Origin of the sequence: Dactylosporangium sp. NPDC005572, from assembly GCF_040605515.1 — a bacterium.
Classification (GTDB): Bacteria; Actinomycetota; Actinomycetes; order Mycobacteriales; family Micromonosporaceae; genus Dactylosporangium.
The window spans coordinates 1-16,235 of sequence record NZ_JBEXCY010000243.1 but is presented as its reverse complement, the minus strand read 5'-3'; the positions used below and the strand labels follow the sequence as shown (position 1 = coordinate 16,235).

Here is a 16,235-nt window from a genome sequence, read left to right as displayed (position 1 = left end):
TCCAGACAACACGATGTTCGGAGCTCTCGTACGGGACTACGGACATGAATTGACACCAGAACCCCGCGACCGCCCACACCCCGACGGCCGCGAGAACGACCTGCGTGATGAGCTCGAGCCAGTCGATGCCGGGGGTGTTCGCCCAGCCGAACGCCCGGGCGATGGCGGTGCCGATCAGTGCCGCGACGATCCCGATGGCGACGGTCAGCCAGATCGGGATCGCCTGTTTGCCGGGTACTGCCAGCCGGCCGAGCACACCGACGATCGCGCCCACGATGAGCGCCGAGATGATGCCGCTGATGGTCATGTGGAACCTCCAACCGCTCCCGCAGCCCCTGCCCCGTCAGTCGCCGGGCAAACCCCGGTCGAGCAGCTGGGCGAGGTGGACGGCGGGCCGGTGGCGCAGGTCGGCGACCTGGGTGCGGCAGGAGAACCCGTCGGCGAGCACGACCGCGTCGGGGGCGGCGTCGAGGGCCGGCAGCAGCTGCTGCCCGGCCACGGCCACGGAGACCTCGTAGTGGCCGATCTCGACGCCGAAGTTGCCGGCCAGGCCGCAGCAGCCGGCCAGCCGGCGGACCTTCGCGCCGCCGGCCTGGAGCAGGTCGGCGTCGGCCGTCCAGCCGAGCACGGCGTGGTGGTGGCAGTGCGGCTGGGCGACGATCTCGGTGCCGGACAGGTCGGGCGGGGTCCAGCCGGGGGTCTGCGCCAGCAGCTCGGCGAGGGTGCGCACGGCACCGGCGACCGCGGCCGCATCCTCGTCGCCGGGCAGCAGCTCGTGGATGTCGGAGCGCAGCACGGCGGTGCAGGACGGCTCGATGCCGACGATCGGGACGCCCGCGCGGGCGTCCGGCGCGAGCGCCGCGACGGTGCGGGCGAGGATCTGCTTCGCCGCGTCCAGCTGCCCGGTGGTGATCCAGGTCAGGCCGCAGCACACCGACCCGGACGGCAGCCGCGGCTCGTAGCCGGCGGCGCGCAGCACCCGGACCGTGGCCTCGGCGACCTCCGGCGAGAAGGCGTCGGAGAACGAGTCGGCGAAGAGCACCACCGGCGTCCCGCCACCGGTCGCCGGGCGGAAGGTGCGCCGGAACGGCCGGCGGGCGAACGCCGGGACGGAGCGGCGCCGGTCGACGCCGGCCAGCCACAGGAGGAAGGGGCCGAGCACCGGCAGCCGGACGCCGAGGTTCGCCAGCCGCGGCATCCGCCCGGCCAGGCGGGCCCACCTGGGCAGCCGGCCGAGGGTGTAGTGCGAGCGGGGGCGGCGGCGGTCCCGGTACGTCTGATGGAGCACCTCGGACTTGTAGGTGGCCATGTCGATGCCGGTCGGGCAGTCGGAGGCGCAGCCCTTGCACGACAGGCACAGGTCGAGCGAGTCGTGCACGGACGGGTCGGACCAGGCGAGCTCGCCGCGCACGACCTCCTGCAGCACCCGGGCCCGGCCGCGGGTGGAGTCCTTCTCCTCGCGGGTCGCCAGGTACGACGGGCACATGACGTCGCCGGCCGCGGAGTTGTCGGCGCGGCACTTACCGACGCCGGTGCAGCGGTGCACGGCCTGGGCGAGGTCGCCGCCGTCGTGCGGGTAGGCCAGGGCGAGTGCCTCGAGCGGGAAACGGCCGGCGGGCCGCACGTCGGCGTCGACCGGGTCGGGGTCGACGAGCACGCCGGGGTTGAGCACGTTGCCCGGGTCGAAGGCGCGCTTGATCCCGCCGAAGAGGGCGATCGCGTCGGCCGAGTACATGTGCGGCAGCAGCTCGGAGCGGGCCCGGCCGTCGCCGTGCTCGCCCGACAGCGAGCCGCCGAACTCGCCGACCAGCCGGGCGGCGTCGGTGAGGAAGTCGCGCAGCACCTTGGTGCCGTCCGGCGCGTCGAGCGGGAAGTCGAGGCGGACGTGCATGCAGCCGTCGCCGAAGTGCCCGAAGGGGGCGGACGTCAGCTTGTAGGTGGCGACGAGCTCGTCGAAGCGGGCCAGGTAGGCGCCGAGCTGCCCGGGCGGTACCGCCGCGTCCTCCCATCCGGGCCAGGCCGGACGGTCGGACGGGGCGCGCCCGGCCAGGCCGGCGCCGTCCTCGCGGATCCGCCACAGCCGGGCCTGCACCGCCGGGTCGGTGACGACGAGCGCGTCGGCGCCGATGCCGTCGCCGGCCAGCCGCCGGGCCCGCGACTCGACCTCGCCGGCGTCGTCGCCGGCCAGCTCGACGAAGAGCCAGGCGCCGCCGCGCGGCAGGGCCGGGACGGCGCCGGGGCCGCGCCGCGCCCGCAGCACGTCGAGCAGCCGCGAGTCGAGCCCCTCGCAGGACGTCGGGCCGTGCGCGACCACGGCCGGAGCGGCCTCGCCGGCGGCCACGATGTCGGGGAAGCCGAGCACGACGACGACCCGCACGGGGGCGTCGACGACCAGCTTCACGGTCGCCTGCGTGATGACGGCCAGGGTGCCCTCGGAGCCGACGAGGGCCTGGGTGAGGTCGAAGCGCTCGGGCAGCAGGTGGTGCGCGGCGTAGCCGGAGACCTGGCGGCCGAACCGGTCGAACTCGGTGCGGGCGGTGGCCAGGTGGCGCTGCAGCACCGCCCGGGCGGCCGCCACGACCGGCCCGGCGCCGCGGGCGAACGGCTTGCCGGCCTCGTCGTAGCCGGTGACGAGCCGCTCCCCCGCCGCGGTCAGCAGCTCCAGCCCGGCCACGTTGTCGGACGTCCGGCCGTAGGCCAGGGAGCGCGAGCCGCAGGCGTTGTTGCCGATCATCCCGCCGATCGTGCAGCGCGGGTGGGTCGACGGGTCCGGCCCGAAGCGCACGCCGTGCGGTGTGGCGGCCTTCTGCAGCACGGCGTGGACGGTGCCGGGCTCGACGACGGCGGTGCGGGCCTCGGGGTCGACGGCGAGGACCCGGTTGAGGTGGCGGGAGAAGTCCAGCACGATGCCCCGCCCGACCGCGTTGCCGGCCACGGAGGTGCCGGCGCCGCGGGACGTCAGCGGCACCCCGGTCTCCCGGGCGACGGCGAGCGCCGCGGCCACCTCGTCGGCGTGCCGCGGCCGGACGACCGCGATGGGCAGGATCCGGTACAGCGAGGCGTCCGAGGCATACATGCCGCGCGTGCCGGCGTCGGCGCGGACCTCGAGCCCGGCCGCCTCCAGCGCCGCCACCACGTCGTTCATGAGTAACATGTTACTCGTGCCGTCGCTGCGCCTCCCGACCGGGGCTCCCTCGCTCGCCGACGCCGTCGCCCAGGCGGTGCGCGACGGCGTAGCGTCCGGCGAGCTCGTGCCCGACCGGACCTACTCCGTCTACCAGCTCGCGGAGCTGCTCGGGGTCTCCCGCAGCCCGGTCCGGGATGGCCTGCTGCGGCTGGCCGAGGCGGGCCTGGTGGCGATCCGGCGCAACCGCGGCTTCACCGTCCTGCCGCCGCGCGCGCACGACATCGAGGAGATCGTCGAGATCCGCCTCGCCCTCGAGCCACCGGCGGCCCGCAAGGCGGCGCGCGGCGGCACGGACGAGGAGCACGCCGCGATCCGGGCGGCCCTCGACGCCATGGCGGCCGCGGCCGGACGGGGCGACGAGGCGGCCTTCTGGCCGGCCGACCGCGCGCTGCACGACCTGCTGCTGCGCACGGCCGGCAACGCGCGGGCGGCGACGATCGTGGCCCAGCTCCGCTCGACGACGGCGCTGCTCGGCCCGCCGACGACGGCCGGCGGGCGCACCCTGGCCCAGATCCACGCCGAGCACGAGCCGGTGGTGAAGGCCGTCCTGGCCCGCGACGGCGCGGCCGCCGAGCGGGCCATGCGCACCCACCTGGAGACCACCGGCGCCCTGCTGATGGCCCGCCTGACGGACCGTGAGACCGATCCGGTCACTCCTCCATGACGACCACCGTCGCACCGGCGAGCTCCTCCTGCACCGCCAGGCGGTGGGTGCGGGCGGCCAGGTCGGTGATTGACTCCGTGGCGTGGCCGCTCAGGGCGCTCGTCAGGCGGTCGTGCAGCGGCCCGGTCCAGTGTGCCGGGATGCCGGCCGTGCCGGCCAGGACGCCGGCGACGGCGCCGGTCGTCGCGCCGTTGGAGTCGGTGTCGTAGGCGGCGCTCACCGCCAGGCCGATCGCGTCGGTGAAGACGCCGTCCGACCACAGCAGGGCGGCGGCGACGATGGCGGCGTTGTTGATCGTGTGGACGTAGTAGTAGTCGAGGCCGTGGATCCAGTCGACCGCCGTGTCCCAGCCGGCGCCCGCGGCGTGCAGGTCCAGCACATGCGTGAGCGCCGCGTGCAGGCGCGACGCCGGCGGGACCACGCCGAGCGCGCGGGTGACGACCTCACGGGGGCCGGACGCGCCGAACGCCGCGGCGACCGCGGCGGCCGCCCACATCGCGCCGTAGATGCCGTTGCGGACGTGGGACAGGCGGGCGTCGGCGAACGCGAGCCGGGCCGCCTCGGCCGGGCGGCCCGGGCTGACCAGGCCGAAGACGTCGGCGCGGATCAGCGCGCCGACCCACTCGCGGTACGGGTTCAGCACCGTCGCGGTCTGCGGGACCGGCACCGCGTTGGTCAGGTTGCGGTACGCCGCCGCCTCGGCCGTGAACGTCTTGCCGAACGGCAGCAGCTCCAGCCAGAGCGCGCCGACCTGCGCGGTGGTGAACCCTCGGCCGTGTCGTTCGAGCAGCAGCAGGTTGAGCAGGGTGTAGTCGAGGTCGTCGTCCCGGGTGACGCCGTCGACGTTGCCGCGGGTCGTGGTCCGGTAGCAGTCCTGCCGCAGGACGAAGTGCTCCGGCATCGGGTCGAGCACCGGGGCGTAGTCGGTCAGCGGCCACGCGCCGGCCGTCTCGAGGTAGTCACGGATCAGCGCCGGCGTCCACAGCGCCGACTCGAACGGCTTGCCCAGCCCGTTGCCCGCGCACCGGCCCAGCCAGCCGGCGTGGATCCGGTCGGCGACGGTCGAGGGGTCGACAGGCAGGTCGGCGACGGTGCCCGTGGCGGCCGTGATGCCGTCCAATGTGGAGGGTTCTGCGGCGGTACCGTCGACAACCAGTTCTTCCAGCGCCGCCAGCCGCGCGCGGGCCGGCACCGCAGGGACCGTCACCCCGGTCTCGCGCAGGGCGGCGAGCTGGTGGGTCAGCAGGTCGTCGGGGTCGATCGGGTCATGCGGCACCGGAGGCCCCCTCAGCGGGAGTGAGGAGCGCGGCGGCGAGCTCGCGCAGCCGGACGCCGCGGGTCGACGGCACGCAGATCCCGCGCAGCTCCTCGACCGGCCGGGTCCAGCTCGCCGGCAGCGCGGCCGCCCCGTGCGCCGCGCCGAGCAGCGCGCCGACCATCGCCGGCATCGTGTCGGCCTGCTTCGGCACGAGCGCGGCCACCCCGAGCCCCTCGGCGAAGCTGCGGCTGTCCCGGGCGATGAGCAGGGCGAGCGGCAGGGTCTCGGCGACGGCGTTGCCGAAGTTGTACTCGGCGTTGCCGACCTCGTCCGTCCAGCCCGGCACCGCGGCGAACAGGCCGCCGGCCCCGTCGAGCACCCGCTCGGCCACGGCGAGCTTGCGGCCGAGCCAGGAGTCGGCGCGGACGTGGACCCGGGCGGCGTCGACCGCGGCCGTGGCCGGGCCGCCGCCGACGAGCACGGCGACCGCCGCCGCGAAGGCGGCCGCGCCGTCGACGCCGACGTCGGCGTTGGTGATGAGCGCCAACTCGCGGGCCACCTCCGCGGCCCGGTCCGGGTCGCCGGCGTGGCGGATGCCGGCCGGCACCGCGCGGACGACCGAGGAGTCGTCGTAGTGGTGCGGGTTGTCGTTGCCGGTGTGCGGCGGCCGCAGCCCCTCGGCGGCGTTCGCGACGGCCGAGATGTCGGCGACCGACCCCCAGAACGCCTCCCGCTGCGGTTCGACGATCGCCCACCAGGCGTCGAACGGGTCACCGCCGGTCAGCAGCACCCGGGCGGCCAGCGCGGCCTGCTCGGCGTCGTCGGTGGGGCCGAACGCCATCGCCGCGGGGTCGCCGCTCAGGCTGAACGGCAGCGGGAACTTGTTGACCCGCTGCGCGTCGCCGTCGAGGGCCTGCGTCCACAGCAGCCGGCGGCGCCGCGGGAAGGCCAGCTCCCGGTGGTAGAGGGCGGGGAAGCTCGCCGCGTCGGCGGCGGCCAGCCCGAGCAGGGCTCCCTCGGCCCGGTCCAGCAGCGTCACGCCTGTTGCTCCTCTCGGTGGGCGACCGCGTCGGCGATCTCGTCGGCCAGTTCGGTCAGGCGCACGCCCGCGGTCGCCCGGATGCAGCTGCCGCGCAGCTCGGTGATGCGGCTCGACCAGGCGGCCGGGATGGCACCGGCGCCGCGCAGCGCGCCGGCCATCGCCCCGGCCATGGCGGCGATCGTGTCGGCGTCGCGGCCGATGTTGACCCCGCCGAGCACGGCCTCGACGTAGTCGCCCTCGACGACGGCGAAGACCCCGAACGCGAGGGCCGTCGCCTCGGGCGCGACGTCGGCCCACGGGTAGTGCAGGATCGGTATCCGCCGCTCCAGCTCGTCGTAGCGCGCCTCGGCGTCGCCCGGCCCGGTCGCGACGGCCACCGCGCGGGCGGCGAGGCGGGCCGACCAGGAGTCGGCGGGCAGCGCGGCCAGGCCGGCGTCGACGACGGCCCGCCAGTCGTCGGTCACGGTGGCGGCGGCGACCGCCGCGGCCACCGCCTGCCCGCACCAGATGCCGTCGCGGGCGTGGCTGACCTGGGCGTCGATCCCGGCGAGGCGGGCCGCCTCGGCCGGGTCGCCGGCGCAGTACGCCCCGATCGGCGCGACCCGCATCGCCGAGCCGTCGCTCCACTGCTCGTGGTTGTCGGTGCCGGTCGCCGGGGCGCGCAGCCCGCGGGCGAGGTTGTGGATGGCCTCCATCTCGGAGAAGCCGCCGCCGGCGAACCCGCCCTCCTGGCCGGTCAGCGTCCGCTCCCACGCGGCCGACACGTCCTCGGGGGTCAGCCCCGGGCCGTGCGTGAGCAGGATCCGCGCGGTGAGCGCCGCGTACTCGGTGTCGTCGGTGCCGGCCGGGTCGTCGGACAGGAAGCCGGTGACGCGTCCGTGGGCGGCCCGGATGGCGGCGCGGGTCATGCCCTCGGTCGGCGCGCCGAGGGCGTCGCCGATGGCCTGCCCGAGCACCGCGCCGCGGATGCGGTCGCGCAACACGTCGTTCATGCCGGTCACAGTAGGCGCAAATGGATTTGCGTCCAACCGCCCCGGGCGGGCAGGAAACCTCGGCCGAACGTCCGAGCAATCCGGCGTTGACACGCACACAACCGGCGATTCACACTGCCCTGACCGCGGATCGATCCGCGGTACCGTGCAAATCGTTTTGCAATCCCCGAGGAGCGAGCATGCCCCGACCGCGGATCGCCGATGTCGCGAAGGCCGCCGGCGTCAGCCCGACGACCGTGTCCCACGCGCTCAGCGGCCGGCGCCCCGTCTCGGAGGACGTCAAGGCGAAGGTGGACGCCGCGGTGCAGCGCCTCGGCTACCGCGCCAACATGCTCGCGCAGGGCCTGCGCACCCAGCGGACCCAGACCGTCGCGCTGGTCATCCCCGACATCACCAACCCGTTCTACCCCGTCGTCGCGCGCGGCGTGCAGGATGCCATCAGCGAGGCCGGCTACCAGGTCGTGGTGTGCAGCACCGACGGCGACGCGGCCCGCGAGGCGGCGTTCCTGCGCGACATGCTCGCGCGCAGCGTCGACGGGCTGATCATCGACCTGTTCCGCACCCCGCCGGACACCCTCGCCGAGCTGCTCGACCCGGACACCCCGGTCGTGCTGCTCGGCCCGATGCCCGCGCCGCAGCTCGGCGACCGGGTCGTCGGCGACGACCGGGTCAGCGTCGCCGAGGCGACCCGCCACCTGCTGCGCTCCGGGCGCCGCCGGATCGCGTTCGTCGGCGCCGGCCCCGGCGTCGGCCCGTCCGACCTGCGCCGCCTCGGCTACGAGGACGCGCTGCTCGGCGCCGGCCTGACTCTCGACCCGCGGCTGGTCCTCGAGTCCGACTACACCCGCCTCGGCGCGCGCGCCGAGATGGCGGCCGCCCTCGCCGGCGGCCTCGACATCGACGCCGTGGTCTGCGCCAACGACCTCAGCGCGATCGGTGTCCTCGACGCCCTGCACCGGGCCGGCCGTGAGGTGCCCGGCGACGTGGCCGTCGTCGGCTTCGACGACATCGACGCCGCCGAACTCGTCCGCCCGGCGCTCACCACGGTCGACAACCGCGCCTACGAGAAGGGGACCGTCTGCGGTCGGCTCCTGCTCCAGCGCATCACGGGGGAACTCGACGGACCGGCCCGGGAGATCGTCGTCCCGGGCGCGTTCAAGGTCCGCGACTCGGCACCCGCCATCACCCTCCCCGCCCAGAGGAGCTCTTCATGACCATCGACCACCACGGCCTGTCCCGCCGCCGGGTCCTGCGGCTCGGCGCCGGCGGCGCCATGGCCGCGTTCCTGGCCGCCTGCGCGGCCGGCGGCAACGGCCCGTCGGGCACCTCGAGCGGCAACCTCGAGTACTGGTCCGGCTTCGCCTCCAAGGACGCCGAGAACTGGTTCCGGGCCAACATCGTCGACGCGTTCAACGCGACCCGGCCGAAGGCCCCGGTGACGCTGTCGGTCAAGCAGTTCGACACGATGGACCGGCTCGTGCAGACCGCCCTCGCGGCCGGTGCCGGCCCGGACATCGTGCTCGCCTCCGGCCCGGCCCAGGTGCGGGCCTACGCCGACGCCGGCTACCTCGCCCCGCTCGACGACTTCGCGGCGAAGCTCGGCTGGAACGACCGCGTCCTGCCGTGGGCGCTCAAGACCGGCGTGATCTCCGGCAAGCTGTACGCGCTGCCGTCCAACTACGAGTCGCTGCTGTGCTTCTACAACCCCGCGACCCTGGCCCAGCACGGCTGGACCTACCCGAAGACCCGGGCCGAGTTCGAGGCCCTGTGCGCCGAGGCCGCCGGGAAGAGCATCCTGCCGGTCGCCGCCGGCAACGCCGACTACCAGGGCGCCAACGAGTGGCACGTCTCGATCATCCTCAACCACGCGGCCGGACCCGAGGCGATGCGCCAGGCGCTCACCGGGAAGGCGAAGTTCACCGACGCCGTGTTCGTCGACGCCGTCACCCAGCTCAAGGGGTACTTCACGAAGGGCTGGTACGGCGGCGGCGTGGACCGCTACTTCACCAACACCTTCAGCTCGCAGTACCAGCAGCTGGCCGCCGGCAAGGCGCTGTTCAACTTCACCGGCACCTGGGGGCTCGGCGAGATCACGCCGTTCTTCGGCAAGGAGGCGGGCAACAGCTCCGAGTGGGCGTGGGGCGCGATCCCCTCGCTGCGCGACGGCGTCCCGCAGGAGATCTGGGAGCTGTCGCTGGGCGGTACCTTCTCCGTCAACGCCCGCTCGAAGCACCTCGACGAGGCCGCCGCGCTGGTGGACTTCCTGCTGTCCGACCCGAAGCGGCAGGCCGCCGGGCTGTCCGCGGCCGGTCTCGGGCTCGCCCCGATCAAGATCTCCCAGGCCGACTTCCCGGCCGATATGGACAAGCGCACCTCCACCCTGTTCGCCGCGATCGCCGCCGCCACCGACGTGGGCTACACGACGTGGACGTTCTTCCCGCCGAAGACCGACACGTACATCATCCAGAGCTGGGAGAAGGTGATCACCGGCGCGCTCAGCCCGCAGGACTACTGCAAGGAGATCGACAGCCTCTTCACCAGCGAGCTCACGGCCGGCGCCGTCCCGCCGCTGCCGCAGTGATCCGTCGGCGCCGGGCCGCGCTCATCGCGTGGCTCTTCATGCTCCCACTCGTCGCCGTCAACGCCACGGTGATCCTCGTGCCGGCGACCGAGGCGGTGTGGTACTCCTTCACCGACTGGTCCGGCATCGGCGGCGCGAACTGGATCGGCCTGGACAACTACACCCGGATGGCCGGCGACCCCGAGTTCCGCTCGGCGCTGTGGCACAACCTCGTGTGGACGGTCGTCAGCCTGCTCATGCCGATGGCGCTCGGCCTGCTGGGCGCCTACCTGCTGGCCCGGGTGCGCCGGTTCCAGGTGCTGTTCCGGCTCGCGTACTTCATCCCCTACACGGTGGCGAGCGTCGTCAGCGCGGCGATCTGGAAGAACCTGCTGTCGCCGGACGCCGGCCTCGGCAGCCTGCTCGGCCTGAACTTCCTCGGCGACCCCGACCTCGCCCTCGGCTCGGTCGCGGTCGTCAACACCTGGGCGTTCTGGGGCTTCCTGGTCGTCGTGTTCCTCGCCGCGATGCAGTCGGTCCCGCCGGCGCTCTACGAGGCGTCGGCCCTCGACGGCGCGAGCCCGTGGCGGCAGTTCGTGTCGATCACGCTGCCGAGCATCCGCCCGACGATGGTCTTCCTGGTGGTGCAGACGGTCATCTGGTCGTTCCTGGCCTTCGACTTCGTCTACATCCTCACCCAGGGCGGCCCGGCCGGCGCCACCGACCTGCTCAGCACCCTGCTGTACCGCAACGCGTTCAGCAACCTCGAGGCCGGCTACGCCTCCGCGATCGGCGTCGTCATGGCGCTGTTCAGCGCGGTGGTCGTCGTCGGGTACCAGATCCTGCGCAAGCTCCGGAGGTGGGAGGCGTGAGATCCCGGCTCACGATCGGGTGGCTGGTCCTCGGGCTGCTGCTCGCCTTCGCGATCGGCCCGGTCATCGTGTTCGTCTTCGCGGCGTTCAAGACCCAGGCCGAGCTGGCCGAGGACCCGCTCGGCCCGCCTTCGCAGCTGTTGTGGTCGAACTTCGCGGACGCCTGGACCCAGGCGGCGATGGGCCGCGGCCTGCTCAACAGCCTGATCCTGGTCTCCGGCACGGTGCTCGGCACGGTGGTGGTCGCCGGGCTGGCGGCCTACGCGATGGCCCGCCTCCAGCTGCGCGGCGGCGGCGTGGTGCTCAGCTACCTGCTCATCAGCAGCTCGCTGCCGATGCAGATGTTCCTGGTGCCGCTGTTCTACATCTGGACCCGCGCCGGGCTGTACGACACGCACCTCGGCCTCGTCATCATCTATGTGGCCGTGTTCTCGCCGTTCGCGACGCTGCTGCTGCGGGCGTTCCTGCTCACGCTGCCGCGGGAGCTGGAGGAGGCGGCCCGGATGGACGGCGCGGGCGAGCTGCGCATCGCGGCGCGGGTGGTGCTGCCCAACGCGCTGCCCGGCGTGCTGACCGTCGCCCTCGTCACCGCCCTGTCGACCTACAACGAGTTCCTGTTCGCGGTCACGTTCCTGCAGTCCGACGCGGCGATGCCGGTCTCCACGACGTTCTTCGCGTTCCAGCAGAGCTACGTGCAGAACGGCGTGCTCAACGCCGCCGCCGGCCTGATCATGCTGCTGCCGATGCTCGTGCTCTTCGTGACCCTCCAGCGCCGCTTCACCGAGGGCCTGGCCAACACGGGAATGAGCGCATGAGCGGTTCCGGAGCGCAGCGGCGGAGGCCGCTCATCATGGGCTCGGTGTGGAGCTCGTGCGGCCGGAGCGAAGCGGAGGACGCATGAGCACGGTGGTGGTGGTCGGCTCGGTCAACATCGACCTGGTCGCCGCGGGCGGCCGGATGCCCCGCCCCGGCGAGACGGTGGTGATGGAGCGCTTCGCCGAGACCCACGGCGGCAAGGGCGGCAACCAGGCCTGCGCTGCCGCCGCGCTGGGCGCCACCACCCACCTGGTCGGCGCCGTCGGCGACGACGACCGCGGCCGGGCCGCCCGCGCCGACCTCGCCGCCCGCGGCATCCACCTCGGCGGCCTGGCGACCGTGCCCGGCCCCACCGGCGTGGCCCTCATCCTGGTCGACGACGGTGGCGAGAACTCGATCGCCGTCGTCGCCGGCGCGAACACCACACTGACCCCGGCGTGGGTGTCCGCCGCGCTGGACGCGGTCGCCGGCCCGGCCGCGGTCGTCGCCTCCCTGGAGGTCCCGCTGCCCGCGATCGAGGCGGCCGCCGCGGCGGCGCACCGCCGGGGCCGGCCGATGATCCTGAACCCGGCCCCGGCCCGGCCACTGCCGGCGTCGCTGGTCTCCCGCTGTACCGTCGTCACCCCGAACGAGGGCGAACTGACCACCCTCGGCGGCGCCGCGGCCCTCCTGGCCGCGGGCGCGGGCGCGGTCGTCGTCACGCGCGGCGGTGCCGGCTGCGAGCTGCACACCCGCGGCCACCCGCCGGTTGCGGTGCCGCCCGCCCCGGCGCGGGTCGTGGACACGACCGGCGCGGGCGACACCTTCACGGCCGCATTGGCCGTCGCCCTCGCCGCCGGACGCCCGCTCCCGGACGCCGTACGCTGGGCCGCCGCGGCCGGTGCCCTGGCGACGGAGGCCTTCGGCGCCCGCGGCAACCTGCCCACGGCCGGGGCCGTCGACACCCGCGCGGCGTCGGGCTACCAGCACACGCTCAGGTCGGCGCTGCCCCGGGCGACGCAGCCGTGGTAGTACCTGACGTCCGCCTCGAACTGCTCGACGATGCGGCCGGCGTGCTCGGGGTGGGCGGCGAGGACGCGTTCGATCGTGGCCCACACGACGGTCAGGTCCTCGGCCGTGCGGTAGCCGCTGATGCCGTAGCAGGGCACGTCGGTGTGGAAGCCGTACTCGACGTCGCCCCGGCGGTAGGCGCTGTGGTGCGCGGCCTCGAACGGCACCTCCACGATCGTCTCCCAGGCCGCGCGCCGTTCGTCCCAGTCGTCGCTGAGCACGCCCGTCAGGTCGAACCGCTCCGGGGTGCCGGCCGCGGCGAGCAGGTGGCCGAACCAGTCCGGGTCCGGGTACTTGCCGAGGTCGAGGCCGCCGAGCGAGCGCCGCTGCTCGGCGGAGAAGGCCAGGCGGGGCCAGGTGAAGCGGGCGTGAAGCTCCTCGTCGGCCAGGGCCGAGCGGCTCGCCGCCGCGCTCCAGTCCGGTGCGGTACCCGCGTCCGGATCACCGGCCTCGAACAGCAGGCCGTCGACCCACGCCGCGTCGTCGGGGCGTTCGAGCACCCGGGCGAGCAGGTCGGTGGGTATCTCCTTGTACTGCGGGTACATTCCCATCGCGCCACGGTAGCGGCCCGCCGGCGGGGCGGGTCGGTCCGCGGTGGATCGACCGGCCCGCCCGCCGGTGCGGTGGGTCAGCGCAGGTCGAAGCGGTCCAGGTCCATCACCTTGGTCCAGGCCGCGACGAAGTCCTCCACGAACTGCTCGCGGGCGTCCTCGCTCGCGTAGACCTCGGCCAGGGCCCGCAGCTGGGAGTTGGAGCCGAAGATGAGGTCGACCGCCGTGGCCGTCCACTTCGGCTCGCCAGTCGCCACGTCGCGGATCTCGTACACGTGCTCGTCCGTCGTCGACGCCTTCCAGCGGGTGCCCGGGGAGAGCAGGTTGGCGAAGAAGTCGTTGGTGAGCACGCCCGGGCGGTCGGTCAGGACGCCGTGGGCGGTGCCGCCCGCGTTGGCGCCGAGCGCACGCAGGCCGCCGAGGAGGACCGTCATCTCCGGTACCGTGAGGTTCAGCATGTAGGCGCGGTCCACCAGCAGTACCTCGGGCTGCAGTTTCTCACCCGGGCCGAGGTAGTTGCGGAACCCGTCGGCGCGCGGCTCCAGGACTCTGAACGACTCGACGTCGGTCTGCTCCTGCGTCGCGTCGGTGCGGCCCGGGTGGAACGGCACGGTCACGGTGACGCCGGCGGCGCGGGCCGCCTGCTCCACGGCCGCCGAGCCGGCGAGCACGATGAGGTCGGCGAGCGAGATCCGCGCGGTGCCGGACGCGTTGAACTCCCGCTGGATGCCCTCCAGGGTGGCGAGCACCGGCGCGAGCTGCTCCGGCTGGTTGACCGCCCAGCCGCGCTGCGGCTCGAGCCGGATCCGGGCGCCGTTGGCCCCGCCGCGCTTGTCCGTGGAGCGGAAGCTCGCGGCCGAGGCCCACGCGGTCGACACCAGCTGGGCGGTCGACAGGCCAGACTCCAGCAGCTTCGCCTTGAGCGCGGCGACGTCGGCGGCGCCGACGAGCGGGTGGCCGGCGGGCGGCACCGGGTCCTGCCACAGCTGGGCCTCGGGCACCCACGGGCCGAGGAAGCGGCTGACCGGACCCATGTCGCGGTGCAGCAGCTTGTACCACGCCTTGGCGAAGGCGAGGGCGAACGCCTCGGGGTCGGCCATGAAACGGCGCGAGATCCGCTCGTACACCGGGTCGACGCGCAGCGACAGGTCGGTCGTGAGCATCGTCGGCTTGTGCTTGCGCGCGGGGTCGAAGGCGTCCGGGATGATCGCCTCGGCGTCCTTGGCGACCCACTGCTTGGCGCCGCCGGGGCTGGTCGTGCGCTCCCACTCGTGGCCGAAGAGGATCTCGAAGAAGCGGTTGCTCCACCGGGTCGGCCGGTCGGTCCAGGTCACCTCGAGGCCGCTGGTGATCGCGTCGGCGCCCGCGCCGCTGCCGTAGCTGCTCAGCCAGCCCAGACCCTGCGACTCCAGCGGGGCGGCCTCGGGCTCCGGGCCCACGTGGTCGTCGGCGACGCCGGCGCCGTGGGTCTTGCCGAAGGTGTGCCCGCCGGCGATGAGGGCGACGGTCTCCTCGTCGTTCATCGCCATCCGGGCGAAGGTCTCGCGGATGAAGTGCGCGGCCTGGACCGGGTCCGCGTTGCCGTGGGGGCCCTCCGGGTTGACGTAGATGAGGCCCATCTCGGTGGCGCCGACGCCGGCCACCATCTCCTTCTCGGAGACGTACCGCTCGTCACCCAGCCAGGCGTCCTCCGGGCCCCAGAAGATCTCCTCCGGCTCCCACACGTCCTCGCGGCCGAACCCGAAGCCGAAGGTCTTGAAGCCCATCGACTCCAGGGCCACGTTCCCGGCGAGCACGAGCAGGTCGGCCCACGAGATCTTCTGGCCGTATTTCTGCTTCACCGGCCACAGCAGCCGGCGCGCCTTGTCGAGGTTGGCGTTGTCGGGCCAGCTGTTCAGCGGGGCGAAGCGCTGCCCGCCGTCGCCGGCGCCGCCGCGCCCGTCGTGGATGCGGTAGGTGCCCGCGGCGTGCCAGCTCATCCGGATCATCAGCCCGCCGTAGTGGCCGAAGTCGGCCGGCCACCAGTCCTGCGAGGTGGTGAGGACCGTGGTGATGTCCCGCTTGAGCGCCTCGACGTCGAGCTTCTCGAACTCCTTGGCGTAGCTGAACCCCGGCCGCAGGGGGTTGCTCTTCGACGAGTGGGCGCGCAGCACCGACAGGTCGAGCTGGTTGGGCCACCAGTCGCGGTTGGTGCGCGGACGGCCGCCGGACTTCGGGGTCGGCGCGTCGATCGCCGGGTTCTCGCTGTTGCTGCCGTGGGCGGTCACGGAGTCGTGCGCGACCGGACAGCGGTCTTGGGTGTCGCTCATCGGCTTCCTTCCGAATTGGCGGATCGATCGATGCAGTCGGGGCAGCGGCCCCAATACACGACTTCCGCCTCGTCGACCACGAACCCGTGGCCGCCCGAGGCGGTGAGGCAGGGGGCGTGGCCGGCGGCGCAGTCGACGTCCGCGATCGCGCCACAGGACCGGCACACGACGTGGTGATGGTTGTCCCCGACCCGGGACTCGTAACGGGCGGCCGCCCCGGCAGGCTCGATGCGCCGCACCAGCCCGGCGCCGGTGAGCGCCCGCAGCACATCGTAGACCGCCTGGTGGGAGACCGTTGGATGATCGGCGCGCACGAGCGAGATCACCCGGCCGGTGCTGACGTGCGGGTGCTCCCGGACGGCCGCGAGCACGGCCACCCGCACCCGCGTCACCCGCAGCGCGACGGCCCGCAGCTGAGCCTCACCGTCGAACCCCACAATCCCAACATATGCCGCATTCTGGAACGGTTCAACTTTTAGGCCGCGCCTGATTGCATATTCATCGAGCCGGACATAGCAGCACAGACCGTCACGGCGCAAATTCGACTCTGACGTGGTCGCGGCCACCACCATCCGCCTGTGGGGCCGGCTGGGCGTCTTCTGGTCCCTACCGAGCCAACAGCGGATGAGGCGAGGGTGATCGCCCTCGCGGAACAGACCTGGGCCCCGTCGTGCGACACGACGACACCGCGGACCGCACCAGCACTCGCCGCCGAACACCTAGAGCAGCCGAGGCCCGACTGAGGTAGCGCTTGGCGCTATCTGCCGGAATCTGAACTCTTGCCGTCCCCGCTGTAGACCGGTTCATCGAGTCGCCGCCCTCAGGTCAAGCCTTGCAACGAAGGCGTTCGGCCAGAATGTTGGCCGCCTTCACGGCCGGGACGCGGCCGTGCATCAGGACCATCAGGTCCTCGACGGCGCACGCCGGCGGCGTG

At 73.8% G+C, this 16,235-nt stretch carries 14 protein-coding genes; 6 read left to right on the top strand and 8 right to left on the bottom strand.

Annotation, left to right across the window (positions count from 1 at the left end):
- Positions 1-307 (bottom strand): GlsB/YeaQ/YmgE family stress response membrane protein (locus ABZS66_RS53520; protein WP_354771278.1); only part of this gene is annotated, 307 nt, incomplete at its 3' end.
- A gap of 36 nt (positions 308-343) precedes the next feature.
- On the bottom strand, positions 344-3,145 hold the full coding sequence (locus ABZS66_RS53515; RefSeq protein WP_354771276.1) for an FAD-binding and (Fe-S)-binding domain-containing protein: 2,802 nt from the start codon (positions 3,143-3,145) through the stop codon (positions 344-346).
- Here ABZS66_RS53515 and ABZS66_RS53510 point away from each other — a divergent pair.
- Positions 3,144-3,851, top strand: coding sequence for a GntR family transcriptional regulator (locus ABZS66_RS53510; RefSeq protein WP_354771274.1), 708 nt, complete (start codon positions 3,144-3,146; stop codon positions 3,849-3,851). The genes ABZS66_RS53515 and ABZS66_RS53510 overlap by 2 nt on opposite strands.
- Here the strand turns inward: ABZS66_RS53510 and ABZS66_RS53505 are convergent.
- The 3 genes from ABZS66_RS53505 to ABZS66_RS53495 are packed head-to-tail and all read right to left on the bottom strand — an operon-like array spanning position 3,838 to position 7,143.
- Positions 3,838-5,127 carry an ADP-ribosylglycohydrolase family protein gene (locus ABZS66_RS53505; protein ID WP_354771272.1) on the bottom strand — a complete coding sequence of 430 codons (1,290 nt, stop codon included), beginning with the start codon at positions 5,125-5,127 and terminating at the stop codon, positions 3,838-3,840. The two genes, ABZS66_RS53510 and ABZS66_RS53505, sit on opposite strands and share 14 nt — an antisense overlap.
- The gene (locus ABZS66_RS53500; protein WP_354771270.1) at positions 5,117-6,148 is read right to left on the bottom strand and encodes an ADP-ribosylglycohydrolase family protein; all 1,032 of its coding nucleotides are present in this window, start codon (positions 6,146-6,148) and stop codon (positions 5,117-5,119) included. The genes ABZS66_RS53505 and ABZS66_RS53500 overlap by 11 nt, the downstream gene beginning before the upstream one ends.
- Positions 6,145-7,143 carry an ADP-ribosylglycohydrolase family protein gene (locus tag ABZS66_RS53495; RefSeq protein WP_354771268.1) on the bottom strand — a complete coding sequence of 333 codons (999 nt, stop codon included), beginning with the start codon at positions 7,141-7,143 and terminating at the stop codon, positions 6,145-6,147. Before ABZS66_RS53495 ends, ABZS66_RS53500 begins: the two co-directional genes overlap by 4 nt.
- Before the next feature lie 179 nt (positions 7,144-7,322).
- Between ABZS66_RS53495 and ABZS66_RS53490 the strand changes: the two genes are divergently transcribed.
- From ABZS66_RS53490 to ABZS66_RS53470, 5 genes are all read left to right on the top strand, one after another.
- A complete protein-coding gene (locus ABZS66_RS53490) occupies positions 7,323-8,357 on the top strand; it encodes a LacI family DNA-binding transcriptional regulator (RefSeq protein ID WP_354771266.1) in 1,035 nt (344 codons plus the stop codon).
- Entirely contained in the window at positions 8,354-9,724 is a 1,371-nt protein-coding gene (locus ABZS66_RS53485) for an extracellular solute-binding protein (protein WP_354771264.1), read from the top strand. The genes ABZS66_RS53490 and ABZS66_RS53485 overlap by 4 nt, the downstream gene beginning before the upstream one ends.
- Positions 9,721-10,575, top strand: coding sequence for a sugar ABC transporter permease (locus tag ABZS66_RS53480; RefSeq protein WP_354771262.1), 855 nt, complete (start codon positions 9,721-9,723; stop codon positions 10,573-10,575). The genes ABZS66_RS53485 and ABZS66_RS53480 overlap by 4 nt, the downstream gene beginning before the upstream one ends.
- Positions 10,572-11,390: a carbohydrate ABC transporter permease gene (locus ABZS66_RS53475; RefSeq protein WP_354771260.1), complete on the top strand. Its 819-nt coding sequence runs from the start codon at positions 10,572-10,574 to the stop codon at positions 11,388-11,390. Before ABZS66_RS53480 ends, ABZS66_RS53475 begins: the two co-directional genes overlap by 4 nt.
- 82 nt (positions 11,391-11,472) lie before the next feature.
- Positions 11,473-12,402 (top strand): PfkB family carbohydrate kinase, encoded by a 930-nt coding sequence (locus tag ABZS66_RS53470; RefSeq protein WP_354771258.1) that lies wholly within the window; start codon positions 11,473-11,475, stop codon positions 12,400-12,402.
- On the opposite strand, the gene ABZS66_RS53465 is transcribed toward ABZS66_RS53470, so the two are convergent.
- The 3 genes from ABZS66_RS53465 to ABZS66_RS53455 all read right to left on the bottom strand — a co-directional run bounded on the left by ABZS66_RS53465 (position 12,351) and on the right by ABZS66_RS53455 (position 15,738).
- Positions 12,351-12,992 carry a hypothetical protein gene (locus tag ABZS66_RS53465; protein WP_354771256.1) on the bottom strand — a complete coding sequence of 214 codons (642 nt, stop codon included), beginning with the start codon at positions 12,990-12,992 and terminating at the stop codon, positions 12,351-12,353. The genes ABZS66_RS53470 and ABZS66_RS53465 overlap by 52 nt on opposite strands.
- A 77-nt stretch (positions 12,993-13,069) precedes the next feature.
- Positions 13,070-15,301: a catalase/peroxidase HPI gene (gene katG / locus ABZS66_RS53460; RefSeq protein WP_354771254.1), complete on the bottom strand. Its 2,232-nt coding sequence runs from the start codon at positions 15,299-15,301 to the stop codon at positions 13,070-13,072.
- Positions 15,298-15,738, bottom strand: coding sequence for a Fur family transcriptional regulator (locus ABZS66_RS53455; protein WP_354771252.1), 441 nt, complete (start codon positions 15,736-15,738; stop codon positions 15,298-15,300). Before ABZS66_RS53455 ends, katG begins: the two co-directional genes overlap by 4 nt.
- Positions 15,739-16,235: the final 497 nt, after the last annotated feature.

What these genes read in the sequence shown, in the direction of transcription:
- ABZS66_RS53510 (WP_354771274.1), top strand. Translation starts at nt 3,144, where the DNA reads ATGAGTAACATGTTACTCGTGCCGTCGCTGCGCCTCCCGACCGGGGCT.
- ABZS66_RS53515 (WP_354771276.1), bottom strand. Translation starts at nt 3,145, where the DNA reads ATGAACGACGTGGTGGCGGCGCTGGAGGCGGCCGGGCTCGAGGTCCGC.
- ABZS66_RS53495 (WP_354771268.1), bottom strand. Translation starts at nt 7,143, where the DNA reads ATGAACGACGTGTTGCGCGACCGCATCCGCGGCGCGGTGCTCGGGCAG.
- ABZS66_RS53490 (WP_354771266.1), top strand. Translation starts at nt 7,323, where the DNA reads ATGCCCCGACCGCGGATCGCCGATGTCGCGAAGGCCGCCGGCGTCAGC.
- ABZS66_RS53485 (WP_354771264.1), top strand. Translation starts at nt 8,354, where the DNA reads ATGACCATCGACCACCACGGCCTGTCCCGCCGCCGGGTCCTGCGGCTC.
- ABZS66_RS53470 (WP_354771258.1), top strand. Translation starts at nt 11,473, where the DNA reads ATGAGCACGGTGGTGGTGGTCGGCTCGGTCAACATCGACCTGGTCGCC.
- ABZS66_RS53465 (WP_354771256.1), bottom strand. Translation starts at nt 12,992, where the DNA reads ATGGGAATGTACCCGCAGTACAAGGAGATACCCACCGACCTGCTCGCC.
- katG (WP_354771254.1), bottom strand. Translation starts at nt 15,301, where the DNA reads ATGAGCGACACCCAAGACCGCTGTCCGGTCGCGCACGACTCCGTGACC.